Here is a 16663-nt window from a genome sequence, read left to right on the forward strand (position 1 = left end):
CCGGGACCGAGAGCTCATGTGGCGGCGTAGGAGCCGAGGAGCTTGAAAAAGCGGGTTTGGCGCTTCACGTCCTCCAGCGCCGAGACCACGTTCCGATCCGTGGTGTGCCCGACGAGCTCGACGAAAAAGAGGTAGCCCCAACCCTCGCCCGCCGTGGGCCTCGACTGAATCTTCGTGAGGTTCACGCCGCGCTCGGCGAATTGCCGGAGCACCTCGAGCAGCGCGCCGGGCGAGTCGGACACGGCGAACGCGAGGCTCGTCGCGTCGGTGCCGGTCCGGCCGGAGGGGCGCGCGCCGATGACGGCATAACGGACACGCTCGAGAGGCATCTCGACGGGGACCGAGGCCGCGTCGATCGGAGCGAGCCCGAACGTGGCCGCGTACGCTTCGTCGGCGATCGCGGAGGCCTCGCCGCCTTCGGCTTTGGCGCGCATGCACGCTTCTTCGGCGCTCGGCACGTCGACCACGGCCGCGTCGGGGAAGCCGAGGAGAATGGCCCTCGCCGCGGCGCGGTCGTCGATGGCGACGAAGACGCGCCGAACGGCCGCCGTCGCCGCGCCCGCCCCGACGAGCCTCAGCGTGGGGGTCGCGTCGAAGGTCGCGACGATTTTGAGGTCGGTCTCGAGCAGGGCCCCGAGCGTCTTTTGGACCACGCCCTCGTCGCGCGTTTCGAATGGGGCGACGACGAAGGAGACCTTTCGAGCCGCGGTGGCCGCGATCGCGTCGGCGGCGGTCGCGAAGGCTTGGAGGTGGGTCGGACGACCGAACCGCTTCTTCGCCGCGAGGTAGGCGGCGCCCCCCACCGAGCCGACATATCCCACCGCGAGACCGAGCTCGAGGGACGCGCAGGCCCCGTGGATTTCCCTGAAGATTTCGCGGACGGACTCGGCAGAGAGCTCGCCCGAGGCGCGCGCGGCGAGGGCCTCGATCGCACGTGCGGTGTCGGCCGGCAGGGACGCGGGTTGGCCCTCGGGGCGCAGCTTGCCGAGGCCCCGGGCGAGCTTCGCCCGACGCTCCACGGCCGCGAGGATCTGGAGGTCGATCTCGGCCATTTCGTGACGCAGGTCTTCGGTCGCGCGCTTGTCGTCGCTCATGGGGCTAAAGAGTACCATGGGGCGCCTCGCCCGAATTCGGTAGCCCCCATGACGTTGGCCGACCTCATCGAAAAACACGCGTCGATGCTCGCGCTCCGCGCACGCCGCGCAGAGGCGCCCGACGCCCCTCCCCCACGCGACGAGCTTCGGGCGCTCGCCGAACGTTTCCCCGGCGCCCTGCGAGAGCTCGAGAGGCTCCCGCCCGAGACGCTCCGAGGACGCATGGAGGAGCTCGAAGAGACCCGGTGCGCCGGGGCGCCGCTCCCGACGTGGGCCAAGGCCCAAAGGGCGTACCACGTCGCGCTTCGTGAGGCGCTCGTGGCGCGCGCAGAACGAGGCGGTGCCGAGCGGCCGTCAACTCCGAGGCCGGACGGTGAGGCTCGTGGGTCGATGGTCGCGTGGGCGATCGCGCGGGCCGCGGCCGAGGTCGGGCTCACGAACGCGGGGTGTCGCGCGCTGCTTTTTCCGTGGGAGCCGTGACGAGCGTCAGGTGCTCGGCTTGGCGGCGGGGGTGGCGGCCGGAGCCGCGGCGGCGGGCTTGGCGGCCTCGGTCGAGGGGGCCGACTCGGTCTTCGGCGCGCTCGCGGAGGGGCTCGTCCCCGACGACTCGGCCTTCTTGGAGCCTCCGGACGACGAGTAGAGGTCGGCGTACCAACCGCCGCCCTTGAGGATGAAGTTGCCGCCGCTGATCTGGCGCTTCGCGGACGCGGCTTTGCACTGCGGGCAATCGGTGAGCGCGGCCTCGGAAATTTTTTGCACGGCTTCCCAGGCAAAACCACAAGAGGTGCACGCGTACTCGTAGGTGGGCATCGTGCCTCGCGACTTAAAGCGTTCCTCCGCGAAGTCAAGAACGATGCCACCACGCGTCGTGTTCCGACCCTCCGAAGATGGCGATCGCGTGAGGGCGAGGCGACCCGCGCGGCGCGACGATTTCGGAGACCCTTTGCCTGGCCTTCGCGAGCCACTTTTCCACAGGCTTTCCAGGGAAAATACACCGAAAACGCGCTTGCGGCTCCCGCTCCCGCGGCGTAACCCTCACATAGGCCGTGACCCTATGTGAAGTGACATGACGCCCCGCCTATCGTCACGGCGCCTCTTGTTTCGCGAGCGAACGGGTTTCGCTTCGGAGTCGATATGAAGATCAAACGCCTCGAGCTCTCCGGGTTCAAGTCCTTCGTCGATCGCACGGTGGTGCACTTCGACCGTGCGGTCATGGGCATCGTCGGGCCGAACGGGTGCGGTAAGTCGAACATCGTCGACGCCATCCGATGGGCGATGGGCGAGCAGAGCGCGAAGAACCTCCGCGGTCGCGCCATGGACGACGTCATCTTCAACGGGTCCGAGTCGCGCCCGGGGGCCGAGGTGGCCGAGGTCACGCTCACCTTCGAGAACGACAACGACGGCGCCGATCTGCCGATCGAATACAAGGACTACCCCGAGATCGCCGTCACGCGCCGGCTCTATCGCACGGGCGAGAGCGAGTACCTCATCAACAAGACGCAGGTGCGCCTCAAGGACGTGACCGATCTCTTCCTCGGGACGGGCGTCGGCACCAAGGCGTACAGCATCGTCGAGCAGGGCAAGATCGGCCTCATCGTGAGCGCCAAGCCCGAGGATCGCCGCCTGCTCATCGAAGAGGCCGCGGGCATCACGAAGTTCAAGTCGAAGAAGAAGCAGGCCGAAAAGAAGATGGAGCTCACCCAGCAGAACCTGCTGCGCGTGGGCGACATCATCGCCGAGATCGAGCGGAGCCTCGGCTCGCTGAAGCGCCAGGCCGCGAAGGCCGAACGCTACGTGGCCTACCGAACCGAGGTCGAAGATCTCCAGCTCTACGAGGCGTCGCACCGGTACCTCGAGCTCACCGGCTGGGTGAAGCTCGAGTCGGCCGCGGTCGAGGAGCACACGCTCGCCCACGACGAAGCGCGCGCGGCGCTCGTTGCGCGCGAGGCCGAGCTCGAGGCCGCTCGCCTCGGGGCCCACGACGCGGAGGCCGCGCTCGAGGCCGCGACGACCCAGAATTTCGCGGCCGAGAACGCCGTCCGCGCCGAAGAGTCGGCGCTCTCGCGTGCCAAGGATCGCATCGAGGCGCTGCGCCGCCGCGAGGCCGACGCCGAGGCGGAGCTGTCGGCCGTGTCGACGCAGCAGGGCGCGCTCGGAGAAGAGCTCGCCATCGTGACGACCGAGCTCGAGTCCCTCTCGAAGGACGAGGGGGCCCAGGCCGAAGAGACGCGCGCCGAAGAGGCGAAGCTCGCGGAGGTCGTGGCCGAGCAGGAGCGCGCACAAAAAGCCGTGGCCGAGGCCCGCGCCGCGGCGGCCGACGCACGCGCCAAGATCGCGAGCGGAGAAGCGAAGCTCGAGGGGTTCGAGCGGCGCAAGACCGAGACCACGATGCGGCTCGAGAAGCAGGTGCTCACGCGCGCCGAGCTCGAGATCGTCGCGGCCGACCTCGTGAGCCGCGTCGACGTGCTCACACGCGAGCTCGAGGGCGCGCGCGACGGAAAGACCCTCTCGGCCGAGGAGCGCACGGCCCTCGAGGCGCGCCTCGCGGAGCTCAAGCACGAGGTCGTGGCGAGCGAGCGAGCGCTCGACGAGGCCAAACACGAGGCGCAGCGGAAGCGTTCGCGAATGCAGGCCCTTCTCGAGGTGCAGGCGCGCCTCGAGGGGGTCGGCGCGGGCACGCGCGCTCTCGTGGCGACGAAAGACCCGGCGGTGCTCGGCCTCTTCGCCGACCGCATCGAGGCCCAGCACGAAGTGACGACCGCGCTCGCCTCGTGGCTCGGGCAGCGGCTCCACGACGTGGTCGTGTCCGACCCCGAGCGCGCCGTCGAGCTGCTCGATCGGATGCGCGAGGAGAAGAAGGGGCGCGCCACGGTCGTCCCCCAGACGCCGCCGGCGTCGGCCAAGGCCGCGCTCGTGAGCGTCGAAGGCGCTCCGGGCATTCGCGGCCATCTCATCGATTTCGTTCGATATTCTGCCGAGGACGAGGCCCTCGTTCGGAGCGTCGTCGGGGCGGTCGTCTTGGCCGACGACGTGGCCTCGGCGCGCGCGTTCGTGGCGAGCCACGGCGCCGCGGCCGTGACGGTGTGCGGCGCGGTCTTCACGCCGGACGGGCGCATCTCCGGCGGCACCGGCGAGGACGTCGCCGCCCACATGCTCGACACGAAGCGCGAGGCCCGCGAGCTCGGAGACGAGGTCGTGGTCCTCGACGCCGCGGTGACCGAGAAGCTCCACACCCACCAAGCGCTGCGCCACGCGATCACCGAGACGCAAGGCGCGCTCGATCTCGCGCGACAGCGCGCCCACGAAGGGGAGCTCGCGCTCGTCCGCGTGGAAAAAGATCTGCGCGCGGCCGAGGCCGAGCTCACCCAAGCGAACGCGCGCGTCGCGGCCCTCGCCGACGAGATCGAGGAGCTGCGGCAAGCGCTCTCCGAGGCGGTCGACGAACGCGACGTCGCCTCGCTCACTCTCGCCGAGACGCGCGAGGCCCTCGCCGCGGCCGAGCGGGCCGTCGAGGAGGCCGAGACCTTCGCGGCGTCGTGGAACGGCGAGGTCGAGGCCCGGCGTGCCCACGTGACCGAGCGCCGCATCCGTGTGGCCGGGACCCGCGAGAAGCTCTTCGCCGCGCGCGGCACGGCGTCGCGCCTCGAGAAGAGCCTCGCCGAGCTCGCCGACCGCCACGGTCGCCTCATCACGCAGCTCGCCGACGGCGCGAGGGAGCTCGGCGAGACGGCCGGCCAAATGTACCTCCACAAGGCGGAGCTCCACACGGCGCTCGACGCCCAGCGTGAGGCCGAAGCGGCGCTCTCCGCGGCACGTTCGGTGTTCGAGGGGGTGCGCGCGGAGCTGTCGGAGCGCGGGGCCGTCCTCCGCGATCTCCGCGCGACGGCCGACGCGGCGCGCGAGGCGCTCGTGACCCACGAGATGGCCCTCCGCGAGCGCTCGATCGCTCTCCAGCACTTGCTCGACGGGGTCTCCGAGAAGTTCCGCGGGCTCGTGCTGCCGCGGGTCGTGGGCGACTACCACATGCGCCCCCCGCCGGACGACGAGACCCGCTCCCGCATCTCGGAGCTGCTCGGCCTCATCGAGCGCATGGGCAGCGTGAACCTCGACGCCATGCGCGAGCACGAAGAGGCCGAGAAGCGCTACGCCTTCTACAGCGACCAAAAGGCCGATCTCGACGGCGCGCTCGCCGACCTCACGAAGGCCATCGAGCAGATGAACCGCGAGTCGAAGAAGCTCTTCGAGGAGACGTTCACCCAGGTGAACGCGCGCTTCCAGGAGATCTTCCCGCGGATGTTCCGCGGAGGTCGAGCGTCGCTCCGACTCACGAGCCCCGACGACATGCTCGAGACCGGCATCGAGATCCTGGCGCAGCCCCCGGGCAAGAAGCTCGCGAGCATCGAGCTCATGAGCGGCGGCGAAAAGGCGCTCACGGCGGTGTCGCTCATCTTCGCGATCTTCCAGATCAAACCGTCGCCGTTCTGCATCCTCGACGAGGTCGACGCCCCGCTCGACGAGGCGAACGTTGCACGATACAACGAAATGATCCGGAGCATGACGGACAGGTCGCAGTTCATCCTCATCACGCACATCAAGCGCACGATGCAGATGGTCGACGTCCTCCACGGCGTGACGATGCAAGAGTCGGGTGTGTCGCGCCTCGTCAGCGTGACCCTGAACGACGCCGCGGCCGACAAGCGGCCGAGCGAGACCGTGGCCGTCGCCTGAGGGCCCACGCAAGGCGAAGCGTCGAGGGGCGGACGGGAGCGCATCCCGTGCGCCCCTCGCGCCATTTCCAGGGAAATACCAGGGTCGTGGTTGTCGTTGGGGCGCGGCATGCCCTAGGCTCCTCGGCATGTCGGAGACCGAAGACGACCTCACCGCGCACAAGGGCCTCGTTCCGCTCCGCAAGGGGCGCGCGTCGGTCGTGCGGATCCCGAACCACTGGTTCATCGTCGCGCTCTCGAGCGAGCTCGGAGACTCGCCCATCGAGCGCGAGCTGTTCGGGACGAAGCTCGTGCTCTTTCGGGACCGTGAGCGGCGTGCGTGCGCGCTGCTCGACCGCTGCCCCCACAGGAACGTCCCGCTCTCGATCGGCAAGACGGCGAGCGACGGCACCGTGGAGTGCGCGTACCACGGCTGGCGCTTCGACGGCGCGGGCGAGTGCCGCGCCATCCCCACGTTCAAGGGCGACTGCGGCCAAAAAGGCCAGCGCGCGACGGCCTTCGCCACCTTCGAGGAGGACGGCTTCGTGTGGGTCTACTCGACCCCGCTCGACGAGAAGGGGCAAAAGCCGACCTCGAGGCCGCACAAGTTCGAATACAAGGACGCGCCCGGGTACAGCACGGTCACGCAGGTCGTGAGCGCCGAAGGCACGCTCTACTCGGCCATCGAGAACGCCCTCGACGTGCCCCACACGGCGTTCTTGCATCGCGGGCTCTTTCGGTCGAAGAGCCGAGGCATCACGATCACGGCGAAGATCCGGCGCACGCGCGACAGGGTCGAGGCCGAGTACGTGGGCGAGCCGAGGCCCGAGGGCGTCATCGCGAAGATCCTGTCGCCGTCGGGGGGCATCGTCAGCCACTTCGACAGGTTCATTCTGCCCTCGGTGGCGCAGGTGGAGTACCGCATCGGGAGCGAGAACCACTTCCGGGTCGACTCGGTCATGACCCCAGTTTCCGATTATGTTACGCGCATTTACGCGGTCGTGAGCTTTCGCACCCGGGTGCCGTCCCAGGCCATCGCACCGCTCGTGAAGCCGCTCGCGATGCGCGTCTTCCAACAGGACGCGGTCATCTTGAAGGCGCAGACCGAGACGATCCATCGCTTCGGCGGCGAGCACTTCACGTCGACCGACGTGGACGTCATCGGCAGGCACGTGTGGCGGCTCTTGAGGAGCGCCGAGCGCGGCGAGACGCTCGAGAACGACGAGACGCTCGAGGTGCCCCTCGAGGTGTAACGTCAGCCTTCGCTGTCGGGGCCGAGATCGGTGGTCGACTCGCGGGTGGACACGACCACGCGGTTTCGACCGTAGCGCTTCGCCTCGTACATGGCCATGTCGGCACGGCGCTCGAGCGACTCGGGCGACTCGCGCCCGTCCCACGTGGCGACCCCGATCGAGACCGTCTTGCGGAGGGAGAGCTTGGGCGTGACGAGGCGCTCGCGCTCGAGGCTCTCTTGGATGCGCTTGCCGGTGGCGAGGGCCTGCGTGCTGCCGGTGCGCGGCATGACGAGGACGAACTCCTCGCCGCCGCGGCGGACGAGCACGTCGACCTTGCGTACGAGCTTACGAACGCGGTCGGCGAAGGCGCGGAGCACGGCGTCGCCGACGGCGTGACCGTGCTCGTCGTTCACGTTCTTGAAGTGGTCGAGATCCATCAACAAAATGGACATTTCGGAGCCCGTGCGCGTGGCCCGCTCGATCTCCTCGGCCATGCGGGGGACGAGGTACCTGTGGCTCATGGCGAGCGTGAGGTCGTCGAACGTGGCGAGCCGCTCGAGGCGTGCACGTTCGACGGGCGGAGACGAGCAGTTCGCGAGCAAACGGAGGAGGAGCTGATCGTCGGCGGAGAAGGCCTCTCGCTCGGGGGACGTGACCGAGAGCACGCCGACCACCTCGCCCGAGGACCACATGGGCTCGCACATGAGCGAGCCGATGACGAACGACGACTGCGCGGGCTGCGGGACGAACCTCGCGTCGCTCGCGACGTCGCCGATGCGGAAGGCCTTTTGCTCGGTGACGCAGAGCCCGATGAACCCCTCGCCCGGGCGGAAGGTCATGGGGCGCGTTTCGGCCCCCGAGCCCGTGCGCGCCCCGCAGAGGAGCTCGGTGCGGGTCGAGTCGAGGAGGCGCACGCTCGCGTGGTCGGCGCCGACGAGACGCACCGCGGCTCGTGTGACGACCGACAGGGACTCTTCGAGAGGGCGGCGCTCGGCGAGCTCACGGGTGACCTCGAGCAAGACGAGCAGGGCTTCTTTCGGGTCGGTCGAGGGCACGGTCTTCTTACCGTGAAGCATACGCAAGCTTGGGGAGAGATCGGCCTCAAAACCGCATTTTTCATGGGCATTAGCGGAAATCACGGCTCACCTTCGGCACCTCTTTGCCTCGCAAGGTGAGGCGCTCGAGGCCCTCGACCACCACGTACACGCATGGGGCCTCGGACGCCTCGGCCTGGCGCTCGACCTTGCCCGTGACGAGCAGCATGCTCGAGGTGGTCGCCACGTGCCGGAGCTTCTCGTACGTCTTCGAGAAGAGCACGAGGTTCACGAAGCCGTGCTCGTCCTCGAGGGTGACGAACACGACACCGCTCGCCGTCATGGGCCGCTGACGGCACAAAACGACGCCGGCGCTCCGCACGCGTGACCCATGGCGTGCGCGCGCGAGCTCGACCGACGACAAGACCCCCGAGGGGAGCCTCGAGCGCACGATCTTCATGGGGTGATCGGCCACGGAGAGCCCGGTGCGCTCGTAGTCGAGGAGGAGCTGCTCCTCGCGCGAGAGCTTGGGCAAGAGGGGGGCGATGTCGAGCGACGGAGGGGCCGGCTCGGCGCGATGGGAGGTACGCGCGGCCGCGAAGAGAGGTGATTCTTTGGGTGCGAGGGCCGACCACACCGCCGCCCGACGCCGCGACCCTCGGCCCTCGGGAGTGGTCGTGATGGCGTCGAGGGCCCCAGCCTCGGCGAGCGCGACGAGGTGATCTTTGCGGAGCCCCGCCCGAAGCTCGAGATCGGAGACGCTCGTGTAAAGCACATGCTCTCGCCCCTCGACGATGCGCGCGCCCACCTCTTCGGGGAGACCGCGGACCTCGCGCAGGCCGATGCGGAACGTGCGTGGGTCTTGGAGGGTCGAGTCCCACGAGCTTGCATGGACGCACACGGGGAGCACCGTGATCCCGTGGCGTTTGGCGTCCTCGACGATGCTCGACGGCGAGTAGAACCCCATGGGCTGGCTGTTGAGGAGCGCGACCGCGAACGCGGCGGGGTGGTGCACCTTGAGCCACGCGCTCGCGTACACGAGCAGGGCGAAGCTCGCCGCGTGGCTCTCGGGGAAGCCGTACTCCCCGAAGCCCTTGATCTGCTCGTAGAGGCGCTTGGCGAAGGCCTCGGGGATGCCATTTTTCGCGAAGCCCTCGGCGAGGCGCGCCTCGTGTTTGGTGAGCCCCCCGTGGCGCTTCCAAGCGGCCATGTCGCGGCGGAGCTGGTCGGCCTCGCCGCCCGTGTAGCCGGCACCGGCGATGGCGATCTGCATGACCTGCTCTTGGAAGAGCGGCACACCGAGCGTTCGCTCGAGGATGCTCGCGAGGCGCGGATGCGGTGGCTCGACGGCCTCTTCGCCGTTTCGACGGCGGAGGTACGGGTGCACCATGCCGCCCTGGATGGGCCCCGGGCGAACGATGGCGACCTCGACCACGAGATCGTAGAAGCAGCGAGGCCTTAGGCGCGGCAGCATGGCCATCTGCGCGCGGCTCTCGATCTGGAACACACCGACCGTGTCGGCTCGGCAGAGGGCGTCGTAGACGGCCGGGTCCTCCGGGGGGATGGCCGCGAGACGATCGATGGCGTTCGAGGCCCCGGCGAAGACCGGATCGTCCTTCACGAGCTCGAGCGCCTTGCGGATGGCCGTGAGCATGCCTAGCGCGAGCACGTCGACCTTGAAGAACCCGAGGGCGTCGACGTCGTCCTTGTCCCACGGGACGATGGTGCGCGCCTCCATGGTGGCAGGCTCCACCGGAGCCACCTCGGAGAGATCACGCGAGGAGAGCACGAAGCCCCCCACATGCACCGACAGGTGGCGCGGAAACCCTTGTATTTTCGATGAGATATCGATCACCATCCGGAGCCGTGGGTCGCGCGGATCGAAGCCGGCCTCGGCGAGACGGAGGGGCTCGACGGCGTTCGGCCCGTCCCAGAACGAGACGACGGCGCTCAACCGATCGACCTGCTCCGGAGAGAGCCCGAGCACCTTGCCGACCTCGCGCAACGCGGACTTGCCACGGTACGAGACGACCTCGCTCACCATGGCGGCTCTGTCGCGGCCGTACGTCGCGTAGATTTCTTGGATGACCTCTTCGCGGCGCTCGTGCTCGAAGTCGACGTCGATGTCGGGAGGCTCGGCGCGCTCGGCCGAGAGGAAGCGCTCGAAGAGCATGGACGAGCGCGCGGGATCGACGGCCGTGATGCCGAGGCAGAAGCACACGGCGCTGTTGGCCGCCGAGCCGCGCCCCTGGCAGAGGATGTCGCGGCGACGGGCCATGTCGACCACGTGCCTCACGCTGAGAAAATAGGGAGCTACATTGATTTTGCGGATGAGCGCGAGCTCCTTCTCGAGCTGCTCGCGCACCCCCTCGGGGACGCCCGACGGGTAGCGCGAGGCGGCCCCCTCGTACGTGAGGCGACGGAGGGCGTCGTCCGGGGTCTCGCGGGCCTCGACGCAGGCGTCGGACGGGAAATGGTAGGCGAGCGTGCCGATCGAGAACGTGCAGGCGTCGGCCACGGCGCGCGAACGCGCGAGCCACGCCGGGTTCGCGGAGAAGAGCTTCGCCATGGCCTCTTCGGTCTTCAGGTGCGCCTCGGCGTTGGGCAGCAAGAAGCGCCCCGCGCGCTCGAGGGTGGTCTTCTCGCGGATGCACGTGAGCACGTCGAACGTGGGGCGATCGTGTTTGTGCGCGAAGAGGACGCGGTTCGTGGCGAGCACGGGCATCGCGAACCTTCGCTCGAGGGCGGTCACGAGGGCGAGCCGCTCGCGATCGTGACCATCGAGGCGCATGGTGACGCCGAGGCTCGCGCGGGGACCGAACGCAGCCAAGAGCACCTCGGCGGCGTGAGGGTCGGGGTCGAGCAGCGTGGCGAAGAGGCCTCGTGCGTGCTCGGCGAGCGACGAGAGCATGACCTCGGCGCGCTTGCGATCGTCGCGTGGGCGGAGGGCGTGGGCCTGCGTGAGGATACGGCAGAGGCTCTCGTAGCCTTCGTGGCTCTCGACGTGCACGGCGACGTGCACGGCCCCTTGCGACGACTCGGCCGAGATGCGAGACGCCGAGCTGCCGCCCGAGGAGACCGGGCACACGAGCTCGGCCCCGACGACGAGCCGAACGCCGAACTTTTTGGCCGCTTCGTGAGCGCGCACGACGCCGTAGAGGCCATGGAGATCCGTGAGGCCGACCGTGTCGTACCCTGCCTTGGCCGCGGCCTCGACGAGCGACTCGGGCGACGAAGCCCCCGAGAGGAAGCTGAACGACGAGCGCGCGACGAGCTCGACGAACCCCGGCCTTCGCGCGGCGTGGGCCTCGCGGAGCTTCGTGATGGCTTCGAGCACCTCGTGGTCGGCCTCGGGCAGCGAGGCGCCCGGCAACGGCATGCGAGACGACGGATCGAGGCGTGGGCTTCTCACGTTCGAGATGGACCATGTACCTGAACGCACGATCAGTCAAGACACGGAGGATGTGCACGATGCATGGGAAATTCGGCCGAATTTCGACCAGGGCACGATCGGGGCGGCCTATCCTGACGGCATGCGGAGACACCTCGTGCTGCCGGCTCGTGGGCGCGCGCTCGTGTCGACCGATTTGCACGGCAACCTCGCCGACTTCGAGGCCCTCGCCGCGCGGTTCGAGGCCTTGGTCTCCGAGGAGCCTCACACCCACTGGATCTTGGCGGGGGACCTCGTGCACGGCCCCGACGACACGACGGCCGCGTCGCACCACCCGCTCTACGGCTACCCCGACGACTCGGCGCGCCTCGTCCGCGAGGTGTCCGAGCTCGTCGCGCGCTACCCGGACCGGGTGCACGTGCTGCTCGGGAACCACGACCATGGGCACGTCGGCGGGCCCCATACGGCCAAGTTCCACGCCGACGAGGTAGCGGCGCTCGAGGCGCGCCTCGGCTCCGGCGAGCGGGCCGCGCTCTCGGCCCTCTTCGCACGGGCACGGCTCGCGGTGGCGCTCCCCTGCGGGGCGCTCGTCTGCCACGGCTCACCCGACGACACACTCGAGCGGCTCGAGGATCTCGACACGATCGACCTCGACCCCGCGCGCAACGACGCCTACCAGAGGCGCGTGCTCGCGACCTTGCTCGGCTCGTACGGCCAGCCCGAGGCGCGCACGGCCCGCTTGCTCACGAAGCTCTCGCGCACGCTCCCCTTCCCGCTCACGTTCGTCGTGCATGGGCACGACAAGGACGAACGCGGCATCTTCTGGGAGGGGAAAAACCAGGTGTGCCCCGTGCTCTTCGGCGCGTTCCGCGAAGAGCGGCGGTGCCTCGTGCTCGACCTCGAGCGAGCCTACGCCGACGCTCACGATCTCCGTGACGGCCTGGAAATCGTGCGGGTTCACCACGCTTCGCTCGACGGCGAGGCCCCGCCGAGCGAGCCTCCGCCGATGGCCCGGCGTTTCACGTGAGCTCCGGGCGCTCCGGTAGGGCTTTGGCAAGCCTCGTCCGACGCGGTAAGGGACGGGCATGCGCGTCGCACGTTTCGTCACGCTCCTCTCGGTAGGGCTCGGGCTCGCGGGCGCCTGCGCGACGCCCAAGGTCCCCGAGGCGCCTCACGACGCGGGCGCTCTCGTCGACGCGAACGACGCCGACGCGGACGACGCCGACGCGAACGACGCCGACGCGAACGACGCCGACGCGAGCGACGCCGACGCGAGCGATGCCCTCCCGCGACGCGCGGCGTTCGCGGCCCAGGGGAGCTGCCCCGACGGAATGGCCGAGATCGAGCCGCACGTGTGCATGGACCGATGGGAGGCGTCGATCGTGGTGATGAGCCCCGAGGGCAGGCTCGTGCCGAACCCACCGAACCGCACCCCCGAGGACACCGAAGACTTCCGCGCCGTGTCCCAGCCCGGGGTGTTCCCGCAGACGTACGTGAGCGCCCACCAGGCCGAGGACGCGTGCTCGGCGGCCGGAAAGCGCCTCTGCTCGCACGCCGAGTGGATGACCGCGTGCGAGGGGAGCCGAAAGCTCGCCTACCCGTACGGAGAGCGCCGGGCGGCCGGCACCTGCAACGACGACGGACGGAGCCCCATCGCCGTGGTGTTCCCGGGAGCGCTCTTGCCGACCCACGCCCACGGGACAGCGACGGCCCCCACCTCCGCCAAGGGCGCGAAGAGCCAAGGGAAAACGAAGGGCGGGAAGGCGCGGGTCGGCGCCAAGAAAGGCGCACCTTCGACCAAGAAGGGCGGGAAGAAGGGCCGCGGAAAAAAGGGCTCGAGCGGCCCGACCCCGGGCGTGGATCCGTCGGTCTGGACGAAGCTCAACGACCCACGCCTCGGCGAGGTGTCGGGCACGTTCACGCATACCGGAGAGAGGGCCACGTGCCACAACGAGCTCGACGTCTTCGACCTCGTCGGGAACGCACACGAGTGGGTCTCGGACGAGCTACCGAACGGCAACGGCATGTTCGCCGGAGGGTACTTTCAAGACGTGCAGATCAACGGCGAGGGGTGCCACTACCGAACGACCGCGCACGCCCGCACCTACCGCGACTACTCGATCGGCTTCCGCTGCTGCCTGGACGCTCCGGAGTAGCTCCGCCGGGCATTCGACCCGATTCCTCGAGCCCCTGAGCGTCGTCGGAGTGCGGCGCCGCCCGCGAAAACGGGCCCCGAATCGTAGCCGTCGATAGCGCCGCGGGCCCCACGCACGTGCGCGGGAGCGGAGCGCGGCGCTTCACGCAGCGACGACGTGAGCGGCCGAGAGGGCGCGGATGGGGCGAAGGGACGACGTGCCGAGCGCCGTCGCGAGGGCGAGGCCCGAGAGCGAGAGGCGCATGCGGAGCGCGTCGACATGGCCTTCGTGGTGGAGCCGTGCGACGACGTGCTTCACGTCGGCCTTGCGGACGTCGAGGTCGGTCGCGAGGTCTTGTGCGGTGACGACGCGGCGCGCGCGCTGCGCCGAGGCGAGCGCGACGAGGACGTGGGCAGCGAGGGACTTCGGGTCGATCGAGGTCGTCATGGGGAGGGCTTTCGAGAGGGGCTCGGGGCGTTCCCCGGCCGTGTTTCGTGGTTGGCGTGCGTGTAAACCACACATTGTGCACTGTGCAAGGACAAGAGACATACATGTGGGACCACAAGCGACCACATGCGACCCGAACCTATTGAAATATCGCAACTTTTTGGCACTTATCGAAGTGAACGGGGCGGTCGTTCGAATGACCACGGGACGCCTCTCGTGACGTCGAGGCGCGTCAATCGAGCCATCCGAGCACCCTGGCGGCCCCCAGCGTCTTGTCGAGCTCGACCCACGCCGGGCGGCCTTCGACCGTGGCGGCGACGACGTCGCGGGGGCCCGAAGCCTCGCGCCACCACGCGAGCGACTCGTACCGCGCGACGAAACGAAACGGGACGACGAGCCGGCGCGACACGGGCATGGGCTCGGGGAGCAAACACGACGGCTCGGGAGAGGCCTGTGGAGAGAGCGAAGGCCCGGGATCGTACGCGGGGCGCACGGGGACCTTGGCGAAGAACGGCACGAGGGTAGAGCGCTCGGAGGGAGACCACGAGTCGCCCAAGGTGAGCTTTCCGACCGAGGCCTCACCGAGCTCGGTGCAGAGCTCGGCAACGAGCAGAGGCAGCGCGCGCGCCTCGCGGCTCTCGGGCTCGAAGAGCGACCGGGGCACCTCGGGACGCGGGGCGTGCTCGTCGGCGCGGAGCGTGAGGGCGAGCACCGGCGCGGGCAAGAGCGTGCGCTCGAGGCGTGTTCGAAGGAGGACACGCATCTCCTTGGGGTTCGACATCGGCACGGGGAGCGTGAGCGTGAGCGTGCGACGCGTGCGACGCGGCCTCGGCCCGGCGGGGAGCGTGTCGTCGGGACGGGCGCGGGCGTCGAGCTCGAGGACGAGCGAGAGCTTCGTGACACCGACGCCGCGGCCCTCGAGCCTGGACGCGAGGCGCGAGGTGAGCGTGGCGACCACGAACCCGAGGGCCTCGAGCGAGTCGGTCCCGTACTCGAGCTCGATGGTCTCGGAGGGGCACTTCGGAGGGACGTACGGGGTGAGCGGGGTGCGATCGTCGCCTTCGAGGAGGGGCAAGAGGCGCGCGGCCTCGGTGCCGAGCCGAGCGCCGAGCGCCTTTCGTGGCAGCGTGAGCAGATCGCGCGCGGTACGGAGCCCGAGGCGGCGAAGGGTGCGCACGGTGGGCTCGTCGAGCGGGAGACCTTCGATCGGGAGCTCCGAGAGCGCCTCGTGATCCCGCCCGTGAGGGACGAGGAGGTGCGACGTGGACGTGCCCACGAGGGCCGTCGCGATGGACCTCGCCACACGGGGCCCCCCGGCGAGCGCGAGGCGGCAGGCGTGGCCCGAGGCTCGAACCATGCTCTCGAGGCGTTCGAGCAAGCGCGCCTCGCCCGTGAGCTCGGCGGGCTCGACGCCGGGCTCGTGAGGCCTCGGGTCGGCGAAGAGATGGGCGCAGCCGGTGACGTCGACCCAGACCGTGTCGTCACCGGCCGTACCTCGCGCGAACGCCACCGTGGCTCCGAACGCGAGCGACGACTCGGCGAGGCGCTCGAGGGCGCGCACGAGGGCCTCTTCGGTGACGAGCCCCACCGTGAGCGACGCGAGGCGTGCCCGCGCCGCGGCGATCGTCTGCCCTGGCAAAATGCCGGCGGCGCGCGCCTTCTCGCACACCGCGTGGATCCGGACGTTGCCCGTGAGCGAGGACTCGTCCATGTCGGGGCGCGAAGCGAGCACGACGGCCCGCGCCGGACGGGGCTCGCCCTCGAGCGGGGCCCCTGGGACGAGACGGACGACCTCGAGCGCGAGGTTCGGGAGCACGATGGCGACGACGCGCATCAGGGCCTCGCGGACGGGAGAGTGAGCGCGTGGACGGGCGCGAGCGTGGGCGCGGGCTCGGAACGGCCCACGGGGCGTGAACGAAGGGAGATCGACCTCGCCTGCCCCGTGCGGCCTCGACGCTCGCGCGCGACGCGGACGTGGATCGACTCGGGGAGCCGCTCGAGCTCGAGGCGCAGCGCGGTAGGCCACGATCCGTGTGCGGAGAAGGCGTCCGTGAGGAGGAGCACGCGGGCCCCCACGTCCTCGGCGGAGAGCGCGAGCCGACGCACGGCGCGCTCGTCGAGCCCGCGGGGCCGAGGGCCTTCGTTCGCCCCCTGAGCGACGGCGACGACGGCGAACGCTCCGGTCGCGAGCGCCTTCAAGGCCACGCGCCCCAGAGCCTCGCGCGGCGCGCGGACCACGAGCAGACGCTCGGGATCGACGCCACCGACGAGCACCTCCGGAGCGTAGAGGCTCGGCGCCCCCTCGGCTTCGATCCATGCGCAATGCACATGGTTCCCCGCGCGCTGCGCGGCCCGCATGGCGGCGAGCGTGACGGTCGTCCCCCCTCCATGGGCGTGAGGGGCCGAGAGCTCCGTGACCCCACGGGGCAGCCCCCCATCGGGCAAGACTCGCGCGAGCTCGGGCCAGTCGAGGTCGAGCACCTGAGACGCGGCCATGCGCCGATCGCCGAGATGCACACCGAGGGTCGTGAGCTTTTCGAAGGCGTGGAGCGCCGTTGCCGCCGACATACTGAACATCCTATCAGCACACATGGGCCGCGCAAGCCGAATCGGGGGTTCTT

Annotated in this window: 12 protein-coding genes; 5 read left to right on the plus strand and 7 right to left on the minus strand. The window is 69.8% G+C overall.

Going from position 1 to position 16663, the window contains the following annotated elements:
- Nucleotides 1-14 precede the first annotated feature (14 nt).
- Nucleotides 15-1094: a chorismate mutase gene (locus IPK71_22760; GenBank protein ID MBK8216562.1), complete on the minus strand. Its 1080-nt coding sequence runs from the start codon at nucleotides 1092-1094 to the stop codon at nucleotides 15-17.
- Between the two features lie 48 nt (nucleotides 1095-1142).
- Between IPK71_22760 and IPK71_22765 the strand changes: the two genes are divergently transcribed.
- Nucleotides 1143-1574, plus strand: a complete 432-nt coding sequence (locus IPK71_22765; protein MBK8216563.1) for a hypothetical protein — start codon at nucleotides 1143-1145, stop codon at nucleotides 1572-1574.
- A gap of 6 nt (nucleotides 1575-1580) precedes the next feature.
- Here the strand turns inward: IPK71_22765 and IPK71_22770 are convergent, their stop codons facing one another.
- A complete protein-coding gene (locus tag IPK71_22770; protein MBK8216564.1) occupies nucleotides 1581-1904 on the minus strand; it encodes a zinc ribbon domain-containing protein in 324 nt (107 codons plus the stop codon).
- A 324-nt stretch (nucleotides 1905-2228) separates the two neighbouring features.
- On the opposite strand from IPK71_22770, the gene smc reads away from it, so the two are divergent.
- Together smc and IPK71_22780 are read left to right on the plus strand one after the other, a co-directional pair.
- Nucleotides 2229-5822 carry a chromosome segregation protein SMC gene (gene smc / locus IPK71_22775; GenBank protein MBK8216565.1) on the plus strand — a complete coding sequence of 1198 codons (3594 nt, stop codon included), beginning with the start codon at nucleotides 2229-2231 and terminating at the stop codon, nucleotides 5820-5822.
- 127 nt (nucleotides 5823-5949) lie between these two features.
- Nucleotides 5950-7053, plus strand: a complete 1104-nt coding sequence (locus IPK71_22780; GenBank protein MBK8216566.1) for an aromatic ring-hydroxylating dioxygenase subunit alpha — start codon at nucleotides 5950-5952, stop codon at nucleotides 7051-7053.
- A gap of 2 nt (nucleotides 7054-7055) precedes the next feature.
- Here IPK71_22780 and IPK71_22785 read toward each other — a convergent pair whose 3' ends face one another.
- Complete coding sequence (locus IPK71_22785) at nucleotides 7056-8111, minus strand: sensor domain-containing diguanylate cyclase (GenBank protein MBK8216567.1); 1056 nt, start codon at nucleotides 8109-8111, stop codon at nucleotides 7056-7058.
- Nucleotides 8112-8160: 49 nt separating this feature from the next.
- A complete protein-coding gene (locus IPK71_22790) occupies nucleotides 8161-11448 on the minus strand; it encodes an error-prone DNA polymerase (protein ID MBK8216568.1) in 3288 nt (1095 codons plus the stop codon).
- Between the two features lie 154 nt (nucleotides 11449-11602).
- Here IPK71_22790 and IPK71_22795 point away from each other — a divergent pair, with 154 nt between their 5' ends.
- Entirely contained in the window at nucleotides 11603-12487 is an 885-nt protein-coding gene (locus tag IPK71_22795; GenBank protein ID MBK8216569.1) for a metallophosphoesterase, read from the plus strand.
- A gap of 58 nt (nucleotides 12488-12545) precedes the next feature.
- Entirely contained in the window at nucleotides 12546-13616 is a 1071-nt protein-coding gene (locus tag IPK71_22800) for a hypothetical protein (GenBank protein MBK8216570.1), read from the plus strand.
- A 141-nt stretch (nucleotides 13617-13757) separates the two neighbouring features.
- Here the strand turns inward: IPK71_22800 and IPK71_22805 are convergent, their stop codons facing one another.
- The 3 genes from IPK71_22805 to IPK71_22815 form a co-directional block, all read right to left on the minus strand.
- Nucleotides 13758-14042: an Rrf2 family transcriptional regulator gene (locus IPK71_22805; protein ID MBK8216571.1), complete on the minus strand. Its 285-nt coding sequence runs from the start codon at nucleotides 14040-14042 to the stop codon at nucleotides 13758-13760.
- Between the two features lie 232 nt (nucleotides 14043-14274).
- A complete protein-coding gene (locus tag IPK71_22810; protein MBK8216572.1) occupies nucleotides 14275-15876 on the minus strand; it encodes a DNA polymerase Y family protein in 1602 nt (533 codons plus the stop codon).
- The gene (locus tag IPK71_22815) at nucleotides 15876-16610 is read right to left on the minus strand and encodes a hypothetical protein (protein MBK8216573.1); all 735 of its coding nucleotides are present in this window, start codon (nucleotides 16608-16610) and stop codon (nucleotides 15876-15878) included. The genes IPK71_22810 and IPK71_22815 overlap by 1 nt, the downstream gene beginning before the upstream one ends.
- Nucleotides 16611-16663: the final 53 nt, after the last annotated feature.

The sequence above is a fragment of the Myxococcales bacterium genome, from assembly GCA_016712525.1.
Lineage (GTDB): Bacteria > Myxococcota_A > Polyangia > Polyangiales > Polyangiaceae > JAAFHV01.